At 33.4% G+C, this 15,245-nt stretch carries 13 protein-coding genes; all 13 read right to left on the reverse strand.

Translation table 11 applies throughout. The annotated features are described in order from the left end of the window. Positions 1–12: 12 nt before the first annotated feature. A complete protein-coding gene (locus GD631_RS17235) occupies positions 13–1,680 on the reverse strand; it encodes a hypothetical protein (RefSeq protein ID WP_143258746.1) in 1,668 nt (555 codons plus the stop codon). After that, positions 1,667–2,884, reverse strand: coding sequence for an O-antigen ligase family protein (locus GD631_RS17240; protein WP_223225863.1), 1,218 nt, complete (start codon positions 2,882–2,884; stop codon positions 1,667–1,669). The genes GD631_RS17235 and GD631_RS17240 overlap by 14 nt, the downstream gene beginning before the upstream one ends. 122 nt (positions 2,885–3,006) lie before the next feature. Further along, on the reverse strand, positions 3,007–3,564 hold the full coding sequence (locus tag GD631_RS17245; protein WP_143258748.1) for an acyltransferase: 558 nt from the start codon (positions 3,562–3,564) through the stop codon (positions 3,007–3,009). 122 nt (positions 3,565–3,686) lie between these two features. Continuing rightward, entirely contained in the window at positions 3,687–4,034 is a 348-nt protein-coding gene (locus GD631_RS17250; RefSeq protein WP_143258749.1) for a DapH/DapD/GlmU-related protein, read from the reverse strand. A 356-nt stretch (positions 4,035–4,390) separates the two neighbouring features. Further along, complete coding sequence (locus GD631_RS17255) at positions 4,391–5,110, reverse strand: acyltransferase (protein ID WP_143258750.1); 720 nt, start codon at positions 5,108–5,110, stop codon at positions 4,391–4,393. A 226-nt stretch (positions 5,111–5,336) separates the two neighbouring features. Continuing rightward, a complete protein-coding gene (locus GD631_RS17260; RefSeq protein ID WP_143258751.1) occupies positions 5,337–6,206 on the reverse strand; it encodes a DUF5672 family protein in 870 nt (289 codons plus the stop codon). Next, complete coding sequence (locus GD631_RS17265; RefSeq protein ID WP_143258752.1) at positions 6,203–7,933, reverse strand: thiamine pyrophosphate-binding protein; 1,731 nt, start codon at positions 7,931–7,933, stop codon at positions 6,203–6,205. The genes GD631_RS17260 and GD631_RS17265 overlap by 4 nt, the downstream gene beginning before the upstream one ends. A 38-nt stretch (positions 7,934–7,971) precedes the next feature. Further along, positions 7,972–9,048, reverse strand: a complete 1,077-nt coding sequence (locus tag GD631_RS17270) for an acyltransferase family protein (RefSeq protein ID WP_143258753.1) — start codon at positions 9,046–9,048, stop codon at positions 7,972–7,974. 21 nt (positions 9,049–9,069) lie between these two features. After that, entirely contained in the window at positions 9,070–9,951 is an 882-nt protein-coding gene (locus GD631_RS17275) for an SDR family NAD(P)-dependent oxidoreductase (protein ID WP_143258773.1), read from the reverse strand. A 10-nt stretch (positions 9,952–9,961) separates the two neighbouring features. After that, entirely contained in the window at positions 9,962–11,071 is a 1,110-nt protein-coding gene (locus GD631_RS17280; protein ID WP_143258754.1) for a polysaccharide pyruvyl transferase family protein, read from the reverse strand. Positions 11,072–11,074: 3 nt separating this feature from the next. Then, positions 11,075–12,610: a lipopolysaccharide biosynthesis protein gene (locus GD631_RS17285; RefSeq protein ID WP_143258755.1), complete on the reverse strand. Its 1,536-nt coding sequence runs from the start codon at positions 12,608–12,610 to the stop codon at positions 11,075–11,077. Positions 12,611–12,677: 67 nt separating this feature from the next. Then, positions 12,678–14,090, reverse strand: a complete 1,413-nt coding sequence (locus GD631_RS17290) for an undecaprenyl-phosphate glucose phosphotransferase (protein ID WP_143258756.1) — start codon at positions 14,088–14,090, stop codon at positions 12,678–12,680. Between the two features lie 19 nt (positions 14,091–14,109). After that, complete coding sequence (locus GD631_RS17295) at positions 14,110–15,243, reverse strand: chain-length determining protein (RefSeq protein ID WP_143258782.1); 1,134 nt, start codon at positions 15,241–15,243, stop codon at positions 14,110–14,112. Between the last annotated feature and the right edge of the window lie 2 nt (positions 15,244–15,245).

Here is a 15,245-nt window from a genome sequence, read left to right on the forward strand (position 1 = left end):
TATAGTATAAAATTATTTAATCAAAAACTTGGTAACCCATCCCTTCCTTGTTTTATCCAACTCTTCTCTATTAACATATATTGGAATACTTTTTTGAAAAGGAATTTCTTTATAATCTATCGTATCTTCTCCAATTTCCGTTGGATCATACTTTATGATTTCATCTTTAAAAACTTTATAATTGAAACTCCAATTTTTACTTCTAAAGTATTGCGGACTCGTTTGCTGTATAGCTTTTACATAGTATTCTGTCACACATTTATTAATAATTGAATATCCTAGAGAAATCGTCATAGCCATACTTACATTTAGTACAAGTAATATATACACTAATCGTCTCAACCACTTCCCAATATTATATTTAAATCCTGCATATTCAGTATATAATAGAATCACAATAGGGAGGATATAGAAAAAAGGCACATACCTATATGAACTTCCCATTGGAAGTATCAGCAAAGATGATAATAACACACCTATAAAAATACAAGTATTCTTATACATTGAACTCCTTTTAGATATAGCATACAATATAAAAGAAAGTAATAAAATATCTACAAATACAATTCCACCTCCCCCTATTCTAGCACCAGGAGAACCGGCACTCATTATATTATTCTCTGTTACAATATATGGTGGAATGTATTTTCCATCAAGGATATTACTAGGACGAGAAGTATAGCTATATAATATTTGTATAACACGGTTCTTCTTTTGCAAAAATAGCGGTTGAGCACCATCATTAAGATATTCAGTATCCTTGTCTCCAATTCCAAGAGGATAAATAGGATTACAATGATCAATGGTATTAGTAATATATGGATTAAAACCTGAAGTTAGAATAGTAAGGACTACCGCCCCAACGGCTACAGCTATAACCCTATTCATTAATCTATATTTTTTTTGTACAAAAAGAAATATCAAAAAAATCAAAGTAAAAAATCCAACCCAAAATAACATATTAAATTTGGTACTTCCAGCTAAAATGATTGCGGCACTCATTAATAAATAATCTAAAATAGCTTTTCTACTGTAAATTCCATATAAAGCGACAATAAGCCAAACAACAGTAAAGTACCCACATAAATCTATATAATATGAAAACACTTGTGTTGCAAAAATGGGAGGTAAAGCTAAACAAAGAGTATAAAATATTTTTTTTCTGAAATTTAATGTCTTCTCCCCAACACTCCTACCAAGAAAATCACAAATAAGAAAAAGAGAAGACAGTCCTAGTAACCAAGAGACAGCCTTTCCTGATTCTAAATTTCCTGTCATAGCCACAATTGTTGCCGAAACAGTCTCCATTCCTTTACAATAATGATCTATCCATATATTCATTTCCCAGTTATCTGATATTATTGTATTGTGACTATCATAAACAGGATTCCATCCATGAGACAAAGCGTAAATCATAGGTTGATGATAAGCTTGTCCGTCATAACTGCCGTCAGGAATGATAGCTGATAGTAAGATTACGAACAACATCAAAAGTAAGCTAATACTCACATCTTTGATTATATTCTTCCTAAAACAATGCAGGATAACAACACTTAATATAAACGCAACAGGAAAATGAATAGCACTGATATGCCAACCTATCAGCCAAGCTATCCCAGACAAAAGCAAAGTATTAAGTATTGTAAAGATTTGAATATATCCAATATTACACACTTTCATTATTTTTTATTTTTGTATCTACATTAATACGTTGATAGTTCAAAAAATTTAAGATAAATAGATAAGTAATAGGTAAATCCACAAAGTTCTCATTGCACTCTATTAAAATAAATATAAATAAAACAAGAATTGTTGGAACGCCTAACTGCATCCGTTTAATACCTCTATAAGCAAAACAAAGAAATATCAGTAACCATAGCAACCCTAATGACGCAGAGTTATTTACTAAGCCAATACATCCTCCTGTATTTCCGTAATTTCGATTCGCAAAATTTTTTGTAGCAATGCCATACCCCCAAATTGGTTGTTCTAATGTCATTTCACTCTGAGTTATTAAATCACGAGCACGAGTTACTTTAGATATATGTTCTTCTCCCACATCATTTTCTCCTATTTTTTGGGCAATTATTGGCGAATTTATCGCTATAACAAATAATCCCAATAATAACAACACAACAATTGGTCCCAAACTCCTATGTACCCTTACATATTTTGAGAAAAAAATAATCAATGAAATTATGCCTAAAAAAGCAATATAGGCCATTGTAGACAGAGTTGTAAGAAGTGTGATTACAATAACCAACATTTGCCATTTTTCTTTCCTTTTCAATATTCCTTCTTTTATCTCCGGAATGAAAAAAATAAGAGCAAAATTCAAGAAATATTGATATGCACCCGGTTCATGAAATAATCCAGCATTCCGATGAAATAAAAAGTTCCATCCTACACAGTGAAAAAAGAATTCCATATATTGCCCTTCAGCTCCGGGTCTATTGACTATTTGAGGAGTAAACAATTCCAATTCAATTCCCCCAAAAACAATCAAACTAATTATAGATAAAACCGTTAAAACATTTAAATATATTTTTTTAAAGACATAAAATGGATAACGACAAATTATAACAAAAGAAAATATCAAATTAAACAGCCAAGACACCCAGCTATGATTCAATACATCTGTATGTATAATAAACCTATTTACAAAAATTATTCCTCCATATATCAAACAATATACGAACCCTAAAGTATGCAGACGATGTTTATTGACAGCATGCTTATCATAATAAAGGTAAAATAGTGAAGTTAACAACATTACAATAAATGCTGGAACATATGACTTATGAGCAAATGAATATGATCCGGACCCTAATATTATGACTAAAACTCCCCAATAATCGACTATTTTTTTACGGTTAATTCGCATCACTCATATAAATATATTACCCCCATTTATCATCCCCAATATTAATAAACACTTTCTAATTAGAATATAATAAACTAATTATTAGTAAACATGAAGAAATCATCTATCAAAAAAAGAAAATACTAGACTTTATTTTTACTAAAAAAATATTGTTGTCTCATTTTTATAAGATCCCTATTATTGCATCTTTTACTCATCCACGGATAATTATGACAATTCTTAATTACTTTTTTTGCGTATTCATCCGTAGTCATTATAAATTTAGCTGGAACTCCTCCCCATACTTCCCCGGCTGGAATATCCCTAGTAACTATACTACCTGCAGCAACTATAGAGTTTGCACCAACAGAGGTATTAGGTAAAAGTATTGAATATGCCCCTACAAAACAGTTCTCAAAAAGTTCAATACTACCGACCTTATCCACTTCAGATAATGAAATCCCCAAATATTGTGCTATATTAAAACAACTTACATCATGAGTTATAAACCTTACATTTGCAGCACAAATTACATTATCATGAATACTAACTAAATATGGTTCTGGTATACTACACGAATATAACTGTACATTTCTACCAAGATAATAAAACTTACTCCTCATAAGTTCAGCAGCCCTATGTGGACCTACCATTTTAAACAAAATCTTAAAATAAAAATTCTGTATTTTTTGCCAAAACATATATTCGTTTATTTATAATAAGTATCTTTTGATCGTTGACTCATAAGACCAAAATCTTATATTGTTAATTATTATATTTCAGGCAGATGTAACTTCTAACCTTTCTATTTCCACAATATCTCCTAGTATTCCCATCTCACATCCTTTTTCAAGACACCGTTATCTTTCACTACTACAAACTCCTTATCTATATTACGGCTGATAACTGAGTTAGCAGCTACAACCACATTATCCGAGATACTTACTCCTTTAAGAATAACACTTCTACACCCTATCCATACGTGGTTTCCTACATTAATTGGTTTGGAAGGATTTAATATTCTGCTATCAGCCGTCGAAATCACTGAATGCCAATCCGTATCCATGATAAGTAAATCCCATGAGAGGAGACATTCATCTCCAAATGTAATGCGATTAGTACAAAGTATAACAGAACGACCTGTAACAATAAAATCTCGTCCAAGAATCATCACAGCCTTTTCCCCTACCTCTAAGCACCCCCCTGACCAATTGAAGCTCTACCATACACATATAATGTACCTGATATATTCCATTTCGTAAGACAGTTCTTTTTATCAAGAAATCCCAAACCAGACTTCCCTATTTGAAGAGTACCTGTTTTTAGTGGACAATTAAAAACCATTTTTCCCTTTCGAGCATTCTTTATACTTATCTTTCCAAATATAAGAATAGGAAAACGTACTGCCTTTTTAAATGGAAAAGTGATGAAATTAAGATATATAGTAGAAAATAAATTCAACTCCCTTATTCCTGTTATAATACATTTAATAGATCTCATTATAAATTAGAAATTCATATTAAAACACTAGTAAAACGGTACATATTCCCCAGTCATTTCATATTTCAAATCCTTATTCCGTTCACCTATTTTCTTGGCTGGAATACCTGCGACAATACTATAAGGCTCTACAGACTTCGTGACCACAGCACCCGCTGCCACTACTGCTCCTTCCCCAATCTCCACACTATGAAGAATCAAAGCATTAGGACCTATCCAAACGCGATTACCTATTTTAACAGGAGTCTTTTTCTGTGTATCACAACGAAAAAATGAATCCCGATGATCGTGCTGTTCAGTCCAAATAGACACATTAGAAGATAAATTTACGTTTTCACCTATTTCAATACCATTTCGCCCGTCTAATACAGCTTTATCACCAATAATACTTCCACCACCTATTCTTATTTTATATGGCTCACGCATTTCAGCTCCATAATACACTACAACTTTCGGTGCCATATCTACACAATATACATGACGATAAATAAAATAACGTAAATGATGTGATGGAACTCGTGATACTCGATAATCATAGTAACGCATAAATCCACCCATGTAACGTTTCAACCAATAAAGAAAAGAATATTTTTTCTTTATCACATCATTTTGACTATCCCCTCCTCCTAACTTATATTGTCTTTTTACCTTATACAACAGAAATGTAAACAATGATGTCAATATAACAAAAGTAGTATTACATGTCAACAAGACAACCAACAACTGAAATAACAATAAATAAATCATATGTTCACTATTTTAACGATTCATCTAAGAATACAAATCTCTAATCTCATATTAAAGTTAATATATTATTGATTTTTTCAGGAACTGTCCGAGTACTATATTTTCAACAAAACAATAGTATAAAAAATCTCAAATATCTATCGAGTTTTATTAAACATCATATATTGCGTCCTATCTATTTCAGGCCTTATAATCCCTCCAATATCCCCCGAAGCATACAGAAGCGCTAAATGCTTATTTGTATATATTTACTCCAAAAAGTATCAAATTCCCACTTTTCAAAAGCATGACATCCGAATGGCAATTTTCCATTCAAAGCATATAAATAAGATGGATTCACTTCTAAAGAAAATAAAGAAGCTTCTGTACATGATGGCAAATTTACTTTTACTCCCCACGCATGTAATGCCCATTCACTAAAATAGATATCTTCATTTACTATACCCGATTTAATAAAATAATTCAATGTATTCCTGACTCCTAGTGTCTTTAAAAATATTATATAAGCAACAAAAGGAAACAAATAAAATTTCTTCCAGCCCCCTCTTAACTTTTCTGCTGAATATATTTTCCATAAATAACCCGGAGTTAAATAAGGGAGCCATTTCCATCTCTCAAGCAACTTTATACAATATTGTATTCTACGTAAAGAAAAACCTCCATTACCTACACCTAACATTTCCTTACTATACATGGGAAATTCTCCTTGAAGAGATATATTCATAAATAAAGGACTACCAATATAATCATATCCTTTTTCGCACCACATTTGCAATTCATCCCGGAAAACCCATGCGTCTAACTGATATATAAGCATATAGTCATAGTTATGGAATGCTAAATAAAAATTAATATTGCAACACAACTCATTATAGCCTGCTATAGAAGTAAAAAAACAGCGATCAAAATATTCAACATGAATTTTTTTAGAATATTCTTTTGCTATTTTCATATAAGCAGCTAAGTCTAATTCTTCATAAGTTAATAGACACAAGTCGTATTTTTTGAGAATTTTTACACACTGTTTAAAAGAAGCCAACTCTACTACTTTCGGATCAGCTTTATATACAGGAATAACAACAATGCAACTTTTCATTTCTTTATCAGGCCTCTAATAAACTTAATCCCCTTTTCACCTATTGTACTTTTTATCCCCTCTTTAATTTGATGTTTCATAGAAGCTACATTCGCCATTATCTTCAAAGCTTCATTCTCATCAATATCCCGAGTAAAAACTTCAAAAACACAAGAATTATTAATAACCGGATTGACAAAAGCTTCCATATTTGCTAAAAAAGTCTCCTTAGTATTTGCTGTAAGATAATCCATGCCTAAATTACGAGCATAATCACGAACAAGTGTAGATGACTGATTACCATAATGTCCAGCTGCTGCAATATATTGATTTACATCCTCTTCAAATATATGACCAGGATTCAGATGATGAGTAAATTCACACCCCTTACCGTTATTCACTAAAAGAATACGCAAATTATTCCCTAAATGTCTATTGCCCAGCGCATTCATATCATAAAAGAAGGCTAAATCACCTATAACACAAAAATGAAGCTTGTTCGGATTAACCAGCGATGCTCCTAACAAAGAAGATAATATACCATCAGTACCAAATCCACCGACATTACTTGCTGACTGGATTGAGTTTGATACCTCAAAAAAATTCCATGAACGAAGTGAAGTCAGAATACCAAAATGAATAATTGAAGATTCCGGTAGTTTAGGTGCCAAAGTTTTTGCCATCCATACATTGGAAAGAGGAAGTTCTGATAATTCATCATACATTTTGTTATAATCCGCCCGGCATTCTTGTATAAAAGAAATACCCGGGCAACAATCTTTGTTTGCGTAGGATTCAAAAAAATGCTTATCACTCATTTCAAAAAGATAAGTAAGCTTACCATAACGATCACGCAATTGTCCATCCTCATTTACACGCCAGACTTCTTTTGCACAAGTTCCCATATTGAAATGATCACCTGAAATTTCACCTAAATGGATCAGTAAATGAATATTATCTAAACATTTAGCTCCTTTCAAGGAAAGTAATGCATCCAACTGTCGAAAATGCCCTTTATAACCACTTGTATGATCACAAAAAACGACTGCATTGTGATTTTCGCAGAAACGATCAATACTCATTGTTACATCTTCAGTAAACGCTCGATGGGAACCTATAAATATAGCTATCCGACCCTGCGGCAATGTAGGTAATTCATCATCATATGAGATACGTTTTACCACCTTAACAGGAGGTAAACAAGTCACTGAAAGATCACGACTATACACCGTTTCCAAATTTATATGCGCAGGCCCTCCACCGTGAAGTGTCAAAGCCGAAATAGCTTGGTTGATTTTCAGCGCAGCACTATCAGCATCTTTATCATCACGAACTGTAGGTATATAAGTACTAAACGTTAAAATATCATTCGGATGTACACTACGATCGGTTACTTGATCATATAGATTGCCCAAACGACGTAAATCCTGAGTTCCTGTTACTACCAGAATAGGCAATTTACGATAGTATGCTTCTGTTAATCCAGGCATATAATTACGAGCTGCTGTTGCTCCTGTACAAGTAATCATAACGGTTTCACCCGATTCTTCTGCCATACCGCAAGCCATATAGGCCGCAGAACGTTCATCTACCGATGAATACATTTCAAAACTTCCATCATACATTAATGAAGCATTCAACATCATATTTGTGCCACCTGGCGAAGTAATAACCCGCTTTATATGATGTTCTTTAAGTAGCTTAACAAGAATCTGTATCCCTTTTTCACTTGAATAATGAGTATTCATCTTTGTACTTTATGTTATTTATAAAACTTTCAAAAATATCATTCGAATGAAGAGTCAACTCTTCTTCCTTTCTTCAATTTTCCTATCTTTTCTACAAATAGTGATTTAAAATTTTCTACAAACAAAGCTATAAAAGAACCTATAACAAATATCAATAATGCTATAACCAACAAAGCAACATAGCCATGCTCTTCATATAAAGTCCTGATATAAGTAACCCTATAATAGATAAAAATAGATGTCGTATGCAAAAGAAATACACCAAATACCCCTTTAGCCAATTTATTAATCAATAAACTTTGAACCTGTATAATAGAAAAAGAAAGAAATAATCCAACAGCAGATAAGAGTACAAATGGATTATTATAACCAAAATACTTCTGAGACAAACTTTCTCGCCAAGGAACAAAATGAGTCAATAATAAAAAGCCTATAACTAAAGGAATCACACACAACAGCCACAGTATATAGCCATGTGATGCCCATTTTTTGTAAAAAGGATACGAACTGCAATATCTCAAATAACGTCCTATTACATATAAATAAACAAAATTTATAGCATTATATCCATTAGTATTCAATACCCCCACACAATATCCAAACAGAACATTAAAAACAGTCAATAAAATAATGAATTTGCCCAATGTCCTTATATCTACATTTTCAAGTGCACGTTCTACTAATGGAATCATAAGCAAAAACATAATAAAAGCCGTGACAAACCAATTATTAAGAAAATTACAGCTAAAAAACAATTCATGCCAACTGAACGGATACCCGAATACAAAAATGCACAACAAATTTGCTATTAGACAATATATCACGCAATCAACAATAAGCCGAACTATTTGTAACCATATTCTTTTTACACCAAACCAACCACTGATCAACAAAAACAAATTCACGCCGCATACAGCTAAACTGTTGATTACCAAATCAATACCACCACCTAAGACGTCTTCATTTATATTAAAAGGATGGGTATATCCACAAGTTTGTGCACTTCTAATAACTAAATGGTGACAGATAATCAAAAACATAGCTACCAGTCTCAATAATTCAAAATTCGACTTTCTTAAATCATTGTGCCTAAGTATTCTCTCCTTATTCTTCATAAAATCAACATAAACAAAGTATCAATCAAACGAATAACGCTTATCATAATCATCAACAGTTAAGTTCCCTAATCCTCCAGTCATAAATATTGTGTCCCCCACAATTGTACGTCCCATATCACTCACTAAAAGCACTGCCATTTGAGCAATTTCTTCAGGCATTACATAACGTTTTATGGGACTAGATTCTAAAGATATATCAGATTTCTCTTTTAGTTTCAGCATTGGAGTCATAGTAGGCCCAGGAGCTATACTATTCACTGTAATGTCATATGTAGACAAAGATTTGGCAAGTCCCATAGTAAGCGCCCTTATCCCCCATTTGCTTAAAATATAAGGAGAATTAGCAGGACGGAGACACGAAGATGAAGATATATTAAGAATATTCCCCTGAATCTTATTATCAATCATATATTTACCAACAAATTGAGATAAAAAAAACGTCCCCTTCAAATTTGTATCTATTACCTTATCAAAATCTTCTTCAGTGACATATGGCATAGATGTACTTTCTATTCCAGCATTATTTACTAATATATCTATCTTTTTCCCTTGCAAAGAATGTACAATATTTTCCCAACATGATTCAAAAGTATTTATTTCTATATTATTCATTTTACATGCATAAACCCTACCTGCAAACTTTCCATCTTCAAGCAATTCCTCTAGTTTTTCTTGCAGCGTTAATTGAGTTCTTCCTGTTATTATTACAGATGCTCCTGCTTGTAAAAAAGCTCTAGCAATAGCAAATCCAATACCACTAGTTCCACCGGTAATCAACGCGCATCTTCCTTCAAGCAAATGATTAGCTGTTAAAGTTATAATATTTGCAGTAACATGATTAACTGGAATTCCATTGAATATGAAAGTAAATAAACGCTTACAGTATGTTTTTAATCCCATAAAATTATAACTAATTTTCAATCGCACTTTTTAAAAAACTAACGCATTGTTCTTGGTCACTAAGAATCTTCTCATTTATCTCAGAAAAGGAAATTGGACGATATAATTTTAAATCTTGATTATCATATATACGCCACATCAACCCATAATGCTCAAGAACATCATAAATACGCGAGTTTTGAGATTTCTCGTCTGCATCTTGAAAACGTTTCAAAGCGATAAAGTCTTTCTGCAAATTGATAGAAAGTGCTATCGCATGAAAAGAATCAGTACAAATGAAAGAAGCATAAGACAGCAAACGAACAAATTCCTTAGGTCCGGCAGCATTGTATATTTGTGCATGAGGTAATTGCATATGTTTATTTTCCAAAGACGGAATAAGAATCACTTTTTCTATACCTAAGTGCTGTTTTATATCCTCCACTTGCTGCTGATACGAAAGATTATTCCCCACAAAATAGCACAAAATAAAACGAGACGGTATTTCAATCTCAATATCAGCCGTCATTGCAAAATCCAGCCATTGAGTAGATGAAAGCAAAAAAGTCGGGTCAGACACTTGAACAATATCAGTTCTTTCCAATAATTCACTGATAATGGGAACAGCAGTAGTTTCACGCACACCAATATGGCTAAATTTTGCAAGCAACTCCTTTACAATTGATTTATACGCTTGAGGAAAATCACTCGTACCCATACTTGAAGCATAAGCAATCCTTTTGACATCTCCTGCAAAATCTAAAAAATAGAAAGGAGCAAAACCATTATAACAATTCCAAATTTGATCGCTACCAGTAACAAATGCCTGCGTTTCTTGAAGCAAACATTTATACTGTCCATAAGTCTTAATTTTTTGATGACAATAATTCTTTTTATTAAACTGACGTATTTTTTTCTGCTTCTTTGAGAAATATTCCCCTTTGATTATCTGTGAAAATAAAATTCGATTAAGCTTTAGCCATTTATAGATTCGTCCCCCAAAAGTAAAATCATCAGGTGTAAAACAATGAAGTATTGATACATTATACCCCATTTCACTAAGCTTCATATGTAATGCATAAGACTGCAAACTTGTACCAAAATTGCCAGTACCAAGCCAAGTAACGATACAAACTTTCATCTATTATTCCTTACTATAAATATGATATAACTTATTCCTTATAAAGCCTATCACCTGTACACGTTCAGACTTCTGCATACCTATATAAAACATAGATACTACTAGTGATAAAGTACTCACAACTCCCACAGATATCAAACGTAAAAATCCTTCATCCATAATATTAATTAGTATTATCGGCAATATAAATGATAATACTGTAACGAAAACGATGCGCCCTATCACCTGCTTCAAGAAAATCTTAATAGGAAAACCGATTTGTTTATTCATAAGAATAAGACGTACATAAACAAGACAAGTGTAAATTACGATATATGTTACATAAGCCGAATATGCAGGCCATCCCAAATAAAATAAAAAATATGAAATTGGAAATACAAGTGCTCCTATTAAACTCATATATATATAGTATCTCCGAATATGACCTATGGCTTGGGCAAGAATTGTTAAAGGAGCCCCCGGAAGATCCACTAATATTCCCAACATCGTTAGCTGCCAAAACACAACTGTTTGATCCGGAAATTCTTTCAACCACAAATGAAGTATATAATTTGCCTCTAATACAAATGGTATGAAAAAAAAAAGCATTAAACAATATGAGTACTTAGCTCCTTGACGTACCGTAGAAAAACAAATATCAAGATTATTATCTGCATAAGTTTTAATAATCTGGGGATTAAGCGCAGTAGTAAAATTATTAACAAATTGTCGAACTGCATTACCAGCCTGATTAGCGATTCCACGAGCTGTATTAATAGTTATTCCAAAAAAAAGATTAGATAGAATATCCACCCCATTCGTATTAAACAAATAAGCTCCTGTCCCTAAGAAATTCCACCCTGCAAAACCTAACATATTCTTCAACAATGATTTGTTCAACACAAATACATATCTACACTCTGTGAATTTATGTGTGCAATACCAACCATAGATCAGACGTATCAATAATGAAACCAAGGCAAGAAGAAATGCATAAAAAATCAATTTATCAATAGGTGATATAAACAATAAATAAACAACACCTAATTTCAATGATGCTTCTAATAAAGATATATATGCAAACACATCCATCTTTTCATAGGCTACAATTAAAGCATTATATGGTAAACTAATTAGATTGACAACAAATGTTAATAACGAAAACTGCATAACCCAATTTGCAGCATACAGTCTATCCGACGGAATATTCAATCGATAATTTAGAAACCATACACCTACTAATTCTACCAACAGAACTATTATAAGGGAAATTATTATTTGTATATTAAGGCTCATAGAAAAGACTGTACGTAACCTTTCCATATTATGGCATCCTAATTCAAATGTGATATAACGTGTAATAGAATTTGATAATGATGCAGAAAAAACAGAAAACATTACAACAAATCCTCCAACCACATTATAAATACCATAATCTTCTATTCCCAATACATCTAAAATTACTCTTGATGTATATAAACCGACACACATAACTATAATTGTGCGCACATATAATAATAGCGTATTTTTAACTAATCGTTTACTGTTATGATTTTCCATAAATTGATCATAAACATATATTATATTATCCTAAATACCTCTAGTCTGATATAACCAATATTCCATCTTAATATGCATTCTTCTCCCCCACAATCACATTCGCCACAGTCTTATAAATGATATATATATCAAGCAACATTGTCCAATGTTCCATATACCAGATATCAGCCTTAACGCGTTCCTCCATCTGTGATAGTTCCCTCGTTTCACCACGGAAACCATGCGTTTGAGCCCAACCGGTTACTCCAGGTTTTATAAAGTGCCGCACCATATATTTATCAATCAACCGGGCATAAGTCTCCGTATGAGCCAACATGTGAGGACGGGGACCTACTATCGACATATCACCCTTAAACACATTGATAAACTGGGGAAGTTCGTCTATATTAGAACGACGAAGAAAGTTCCCAAATCTTGTTTTACGAGGGTCATCAGCTGTAGCCTGTTTACTGTCAGCTTCATCGTTCACTTTCATGGAGCGGAATTTGTAACACACAAAATCCCCACCATTCAAACCAGTACGCATTTGCTTAAAGAATACAGGACCGGGAGAGGTCAACTTTATGATACTTCCCACAATGAGATAAACAAAAGGAAAAACAGTAACCAGGAAAAGACCGGAAAAAGCAATATCGAATAGCCGTTTCAACATACGATTCTCCATCTTACTCAAAGGCTCATAACGCAGATTCAAAATAGGCATATTGCCAACCATACTGTGCCAGATACGACGAGGAAAACCTTTACATACATTAGGAACACCATGAAAATAAAGAAGATGGTTCTCACAATAATTCATGATAGAGAAATTATAACGCCCCTCCTCCATCGACAGAGAACAAAAAACATGCTTGATTCCCGGGTGTACGGACATAAAATCTGAAAAACCGTCAGGATCACCCAAATAAGAACATTGCGAAGAAAGGGTATCATTCGGTTTTATATCAAAATAACCTACGACCTCATACAGCGAAGACGCTAGAGAATTCTCCATCTCCTCATACAAAACCTGCATATTATTACCTCCTCCTATAAAAACAGCATAACGCCTATGTTTGCCCTTAGCACAATAAGCTATTAAAAACTCACGGATTATGATACGATAAATGCTTAAAACGACAAAGAGGAAAGAAAAATAAGCGACAAAGAAAAGAGGAGAATAAATAGAGATTCCACTAAAAGTCATGATACATGCCCAAAAGATGAAGAACGCTATAATATTCTTCAACACGCGTAACACAAGCTGATCGGGACGAATTCCCCGACTATCCCAAACCCTCCCACGGGAACCCGAACAGGCCAGATAACAGAGACTTAACGAAGTCATCATCCATGAGACCCTGCAAGAGAAAGGTAAAGAAGCAAAAGCTTCTTCCCAAAAGAAAAGAAGAAAGAACAATACCAGATTCAGAATGATCAGATCTCCCAGAACTGCTACAAATTCTATAAATTTATTGATTTGACTGGTGGTTGATACCATATCACATTAAAGATTGATTTTAGGCACATACTTCTTTGAACTTATTCAGAAAATCTTTCCCGAATAAATTCCAGAATATAACAATACAAACTGATAGGAAAATAAAAGCTAAAACATATATTTTCCTACTGGTTCCCGAAGGAAATAATGGCACAACCGCAGGCTCTAAAACGGCAAATACAGGCTTTTCCTCCTGGACTTTAGCTCTGGCAATCTGAAGCTGACTGGCAACTTGGCTGTATACCTGATAAGCAAGGCTCATATCATTCTGCAAACGTTCCTGTTCGGCACGAACACTCTGCAAAATTAAGTTATCATGAGAATCCAGATAGTTTGCGTATTTCTTCTGAGCAGCATAATACTCTTGCTGACGTTCCTTGAAGAGTTTCTCCAAATAAATACAATCTTCTTTCGCCTTGAAAGTGCGGTAGTCTATAATGTATTCCTGCAATTTCTTCACTACAGAATCGGCAACAACTGCAGCAACCTTAGGATCCTGAAAAGTTGCAGTAACGGAAGTCATTGAGGTTTTCTTATCCACAGAGGCGGTTATCATTTTCTTCAGAGTCGCAATTTTCTTCGATTCCTTCTTTGAAAGTTCAATTGCGCCCTGACTTGTTTTATCAAAAGATGTAATTTCATCTTCCTCAGTAAACAAGGACTTTAATCCACCAATTACCATTCCAGGAAACCCGATTACATAACTCCACCAGGGAGATGACTCTTCATCTAAATAAGTGTTCAATGTCATTGCTTCATTTTTTGTTACCGGTATCTCCATTGCAGAAAGCTCCAATAAAAAGGGAGTAGAAGAGACAATATCAGCAGACAAGGAAGCATTTAAAGCATCAGTACCGTCACCCATAGTAACCCCACTTCCTAAAAAAGATGCAGCTAGACCAGATAAACCACCACCTTTATCATTACCCATTTCCGGAGAAAGGGTAACTTCAACCGTGTACTGCTTAGGAATACTTATTGCAACAATAATACCAATCACCAAACCAATACCGGCAGCTTTATAGATTTTCTTACGAATACCTATAACTTTACGAAGAAGATCCATCAAATCAATTTCAAGCTCCTCATCATTGTGATTACTATGCAACTGTTTTGTTTCCTTTTCAGATGTTTGTTCCATCAAAGTAGCCATAA

The organism is Bacteroides luhongzhouii (assembly GCF_009193295.2).
In the GTDB taxonomy this organism is placed as follows: domain Bacteria; phylum Bacteroidota; class Bacteroidia; order Bacteroidales; family Bacteroidaceae; genus Bacteroides; species Bacteroides luhongzhouii.